Origin of the sequence: uncultured Pseudoalteromonas sp. (genome assembly GCF_963922945.1) — a bacterium.
Classification (GTDB): domain Bacteria; phylum Pseudomonadota; class Gammaproteobacteria; order Enterobacterales; family Alteromonadaceae; genus Pseudoalteromonas.
In genome coordinates, this window is sequence record NZ_CAWUKC010000134.1 from 1 (window position 1) to 5,135 (window position 5,135).

The 5,135-nt window shown below is 44.4% G+C and carries 4 protein-coding genes; 1 reads left to right on the forward strand and 3 read right to left on the reverse strand.

Translation table 11 applies throughout. The features are described 5' to 3' along the window. Window positions 1-180: 180 nt before the first annotated feature. The 3 genes from eat to AABI99_RS17425 are packed head-to-tail and all read right to left on the reverse strand — an operon-like array spanning window position 181 to window position 3,886. Window positions 181-1,584 (reverse strand): ethanolamine permease, encoded by a 1,404-nt coding sequence (gene eat / locus AABI99_RS17415; RefSeq protein ID WP_338367387.1) that lies wholly within the window; start codon window positions 1,582-1,584, stop codon window positions 181-183. 20 nt (window positions 1,585-1,604) lie between these two features. Then, window positions 1,605-2,483: an ethanolamine ammonia-lyase subunit EutC gene (gene eutC, locus AABI99_RS17420; RefSeq protein WP_338367388.1), complete on the reverse strand. Its 879-nt coding sequence runs from the start codon at window positions 2,481-2,483 to the stop codon at window positions 1,605-1,607. Further along, window positions 2,483-3,886, reverse strand: coding sequence for an ethanolamine ammonia-lyase subunit EutB (locus AABI99_RS17425; protein ID WP_338367389.1), 1,404 nt, complete (start codon window positions 3,884-3,886; stop codon window positions 2,483-2,485). The genes eutC and AABI99_RS17425 overlap by 1 nt, the downstream gene beginning before the upstream one ends. Before the next feature lie 219 nt (window positions 3,887-4,105). Between AABI99_RS17425 and AABI99_RS17430 the strand changes: the two genes are divergently transcribed. Further along, window positions 4,106-5,074: a helix-turn-helix domain-containing protein gene (locus AABI99_RS17430; protein ID WP_338367390.1), complete on the forward strand. Its 969-nt coding sequence runs from the start codon at window positions 4,106-4,108 to the stop codon at window positions 5,072-5,074. The last annotated feature ends 61 nt before the right edge of the window (window positions 5,075-5,135 follow it).

A 5,135-nucleotide genomic window follows, 5' to 3' on the forward strand; every position in this document is an offset into this window, starting at 1 on the left:
AGTGTACTCGGTGGTGGAATTAATGAGAAGCTGCGCTTCTAACGTGAGCAAGCTCAACGTCTACAAGCGCGGTATAAAATCGCGCCTACATTGAGCCTTAACAGCAGAGCTGAATGACCCTGTAGACGCGCAGCTTGCTGGCGTTTTAAAAGCAACGCTTTTACCTTAGTGCTTACCCACTTAATTTGAGGCGGCTAAGTCCGCTTCAGCATCGGCTAGCATGGCAAACTCTTCATCTGCGCTTTTAGCAACTAAATGCTTAGCACTGTACCCAAAGTAATAAGCTGCCCCAATCACAAAGAGCACGACTGTATACAAAAATGCACGAGGGTCAAACGCATACACACCCGTTAATGCAATAAGCGATAACACTAACGCAATACCCGATGTAACCACGCCACCTGGCGTTTTATAAGGGCGAGCTAAATTAGGTTGCTTAATACGTAGCATAATATGACTCAGCGCCATTAATGCATACGATACCGTCGCACCTACCACCGCCATGGCGAGCATTAAATCGCCCTCGCCACTCAGTGAGGCAATAAATCCAAAAATAGCGGGTACAATTAATGCACGCGCTGGTACTTTACGCTCTGTAGTAATTGATAACGAACGCGGTAAATAGCCCGCACGCGAAAGCGCAAACACTAAACGGCTATAACCATAAATAATTGAGAAAAACGACGCGACCAATCCCGCTAAGCCTAAAATATTTACCACAGTGGCTAAGCTTGTATTGCCCGTGGCGTTAAGCGCATCAACTAAAGGTACGGCACTTGCGCCCATTGCGTTTGCACCACCAGCAGCGGGAACTAATACCACTACAAGTAAAGCGGTAAATAACAAAAATAACATAGCGCCAATAATGCCTTTAGGTACATCTTTAGCCGGATTTTTAGCTTCTTCTGCTGCAAGCGGCACGCCTTCTACGGCTAAAAATAACCACATAGCAAAAGGCAGTGCAGCCCACACACCATACCAACCAAGTGGTAAAAATTCATTTGCACCTGCGGCATTAGTTACCGCAACATCAAATAAATTAGCCGCGTCAAAATTAGCAATTAACGCCACTGCGGTGGCAATAATAGCCAATACTGCTAAGCCACTTATCACCATCATCACTTTTAGTGCTTCACCTACACCCGCTAAGTGAATACCCACAAACGTTAAATAAAACAGCGCATATACCCACGGTCCATTAAAACCCGTTAACGCCTCAACTGCCGAGCCAATAAATATAACAATAGCCGCAGGAGCTAATGCATATTCAATTAATACCGCAAGGCCGGTTAAATAACCCCCTGCTGGGCCCATTGCTTGACGCGCAAAACTATAACCGCCACCCGCAGCAGGAATAGCAGCCGACATTTCAGCAAGCGATAGCACCAATGTTAAATACATTATTGCCATTAAGGCGGCAGCAATGGCAAATCCGCCCCAGCCGGCTTCGGCTATGCCAAAGTTCCAGCCTGCAAAGTCGCCCGAAATTACATACGACACCCCCAGCCCTGCAAGCAATAACCAGCCCGCAGTGCCACTTTTTAACTGCCTTTGTGCAAGATACTCTTTATTGTTATTAGACATTTTGACCTCTTTTTATGGTTTTATTCTGCGATTAAAAAATTAGTGGTTTGAACCTGATGCTCTATTACATCGTCTTGTGTTCTGTCTTTTAAGTTAACCCCTGTAAGCCCAAGCTTTTTAGCCTCTTGTAGTAAATACACAGCTCTGCGCGCCGCTTCAAAGTAACTAAGCCCTGCGGGGCGAATATTAGAAATACAATTACGACAGGCGTCGCTAAGCCCCGTTTTTGGCGCCCACGTTAAATAAAGGCCTAGGCTGTCGGGGGAGCTAAGCCCTGGGCGCTCACCAATGAGTACCATTACAACTTGTGCGTTTAACAGCTCGCCAATATCATCACCAATCGCTACGCGGCCTTGCTCTACAAGGGTTACAGGCGCTAATTTATAAGGCATTGAATCACTATGTAATTGGTTAAGCAGCTCGCTAATAAACGGCGCAGCATTTTTCTGTACCGCCAACGACGAAAGCCCATCTACCACTACAATGGCTAAATCGTATTGCGCCTGCGTACTGCTTTGCTTACTGTGCATTGTGTTTAAAAGCGTTGTACGCCCTGCTTGGTTTAGCTTTCGGCCTAAATCGGGGCGCTGTAAATAAGTAACACGATCAACAGCCTCACTTTGTACACTTAGCGGTTTTTCAACCTCGCTAAGCGCATCAATAGCACTGAGTGCTTTTGTCATTTCGTTAATATCTAAAGGAAAGTTAACCGCATCGCGCGCCTGAGCATGCGATAGCTGAAACGCTAACATTTCCGCTGTAGGTAAGCTTATACCCGCTCGGCCAAGGCCAATTCGAGCATCGGTAAAGCGGCGTAAATCGCTCCATGGGTTTTCAACCACTTTGCCGTTAGCGTGATCGCTGCTGCTTTGTGTGCTTAAGCTTTTAACCACTTTCATTACATGCCTCCTTGTACTGCTTTTAATGGCTTAGCAAAGGCAGTTGGTAAGGTATTTGATAAAATAGTCTCTGCGGTATTTTCCATAATTTTCATTTTGCTAAGCCATGCTTCAAACTCGGGGGCTGGGCGCGAGCCTAAAACCCGGCGCACATACAAGGCATCATGAAATGAGGTCGTTTGGTAATTAAGCATAATATCGTCCGAGCCCGGAATCCCCATTACAAATGAGCAACCCGCTACGCCTAATAAGGTAAGTAAGTTATCCATGTCGTTTTGGTCGGCCTCGGCGTGGTTGGTGTAACACACATCACACCCCATAGGTATACCTAAAAGCTTGGCGCAAAAGTGATCTTCAAGCCCTGCGCGGGTAATTTCTTTGCCATCAAATAAATATTCGGGGCCAATAAACCCCACAACGGTATTAACTAATAAAGGGTTGAACTTGCGTGCTACGGCATAGGCACGCGCCTCACAGGTTTGTTGGTCAAGTCCATGATGTGCATTAGCCGAAAGCGAGCTGCCTTGCCCTGTTTCAAAATACATAACATTATTGCCAACCGTGCCACGCTTTAAGCTCAGCGCAGCATCTTGCGCTTCAGCTAACGTATTTAAATTAAAGCCAAAGCTTGAGTTAGTAGCCTCTGTACCGCCAATAGACTGAAAAACCAAATCAACCGGCGCGCCTGCTTCTATACATTCTATGGTGTTAGTTACATGGGTAAGCACACAGCTTTGTGTTGGAATTTCGTATTTTTGAATAACATCATCCATCAGCGTCATAAGCTTAATGGCTTGCGCTACGTTATCGGTGGCGGGGTTAATGCCAATTACCGCATCGCCATTGCCGTATAAAAGGCCATCGAGCATACAGGCAGCTATACCATTTATGTCATCCGTTGGGTGGTTAGGTTGCAAGCGGGTTGATAAATGCCCTGGCAAACCTATGGTATTTCTAAATGCGCTTTTTACGTGGCACTTTTTAGCAACAAGTATGAGATCTTGATTACGCATTATTTTACTTACCGCAGCAGCCATTTCAGGGGTAATGGCTTGCCTAACACTTGCAAGTACCGCAGGTGTTGCATAGTCACTTAATAACCAGTTTCTAAAGTCTCCCACGGTTAAGTGCGATATAAGCATAAAAGCGTTCGCATCGTGTTCATCAATAATTAAACGTGTAATTTCGTCTTGCTCGTAAGGAATAAGTGCATCGTTTAAAAATGTTTTTAGCGGTACTTCGGCCAATGTCATTTGTGCTACAGCTCGCTCTTGTGCCGATTGTGCAATCACTCCCGCTAACCTATCACCCGAGCGCTGCGGCGTAGCTTTAGCCATTAACTGTGCTAAACTATTAAATTTATAAGTATGTGTTCCTAACGTATAACTGTACGTATGCCCCATGATTTACTCCGCATAACTCATATTACAAGCCTTGGTATAGGTCTTGCTTTGTACAAGCTATAAATCAATTTTGAATAGCCACAAGGGAGCTTAATTTATACCAAGTGACTATCGAATTTTGGCAAATCACGTTTTACTATTTTATTTCAGTAAGTTAACGCCTTTATTTGGCCTTCACTTAAACTAAAAACATGTTTACTTTAAAAGAGCATCACCTATATGGCGCAGCAAGGTAGCAATAATGCACCACAAAAGAGCAAGGTATATACGTACGATATTGATGAGCAAGCTCACAACCTCACGCAATGGCAGCAAAAGTATGACCAAGTAAGTGATGGACGCTTTTATGGCTATATAGAAGGTGTTAAGTACAGTAATATTCATGCATTTAAAGAGTACACCGAGCGCTCACTTCGCCAGCAATGCAACATAGCGCCTAACTCTATTTGGCTTGGAATACCGAGTCAGTCGCAGCAAAGTAAAATTAATGGCCTTGATGTAGCGGACAATCAATTTATGTGCCGTACCAGCAACAGCGACTTTGAACTAATTACCCCGGAACGATTTGATATTTACGGTTTGGTTATTGATTGGCATTCAATTGAGTACATGGCGCAGTTACAGGGCGTAACAATCAAAAACCTGTCATCAGCGCAATCTGCTCGATTGTCGGTGACTGAGTCATCGCTGCAAACTGCAAGGCAAATTATTAACAGCATGGTTTTAAATAAGGGTTTTGGACTAAAACCAGAGTCTCAGCAAGATATGCTTAGTATGCTGGCACTACACTTATTGCAAGCCGATACCCCGCAGCAAAATATAGCCCCAAGTTTCAAACACCGTAAGGCAGTGGTCGATAAAGTAAAAGAGTACGTAGCAGCCAACCCACAAAAAACAATAACCATAACCGAACTTTGCGAGCTTACTTTTGTTAGTAGGCGTACGTTGCAATACAGTTTCGAAAGCATTTTAGGTATTAACCCGCTTAGGTTTTTGCGTTTAACCCGTTTAAATAACGTAAGGCGAGAGCTCAAAGTGGTCGGCCAAGCTAAACCAATTTCAACTATAGCTGCCAACTGGGGGTTTTGGCACGCAGGGCAATTTACTAAAGATTACACGCAGTTATTTGGCGAAAACCCCTCTAAAACCATTGCAAATAATTTAAAAGAAGGTGGCTTAGATTATTAGATGCTTCGCATCCTCGGTGGTGGAATTAATGAGAAGCTGCGCTTCTAACGTGAGCAAGCTC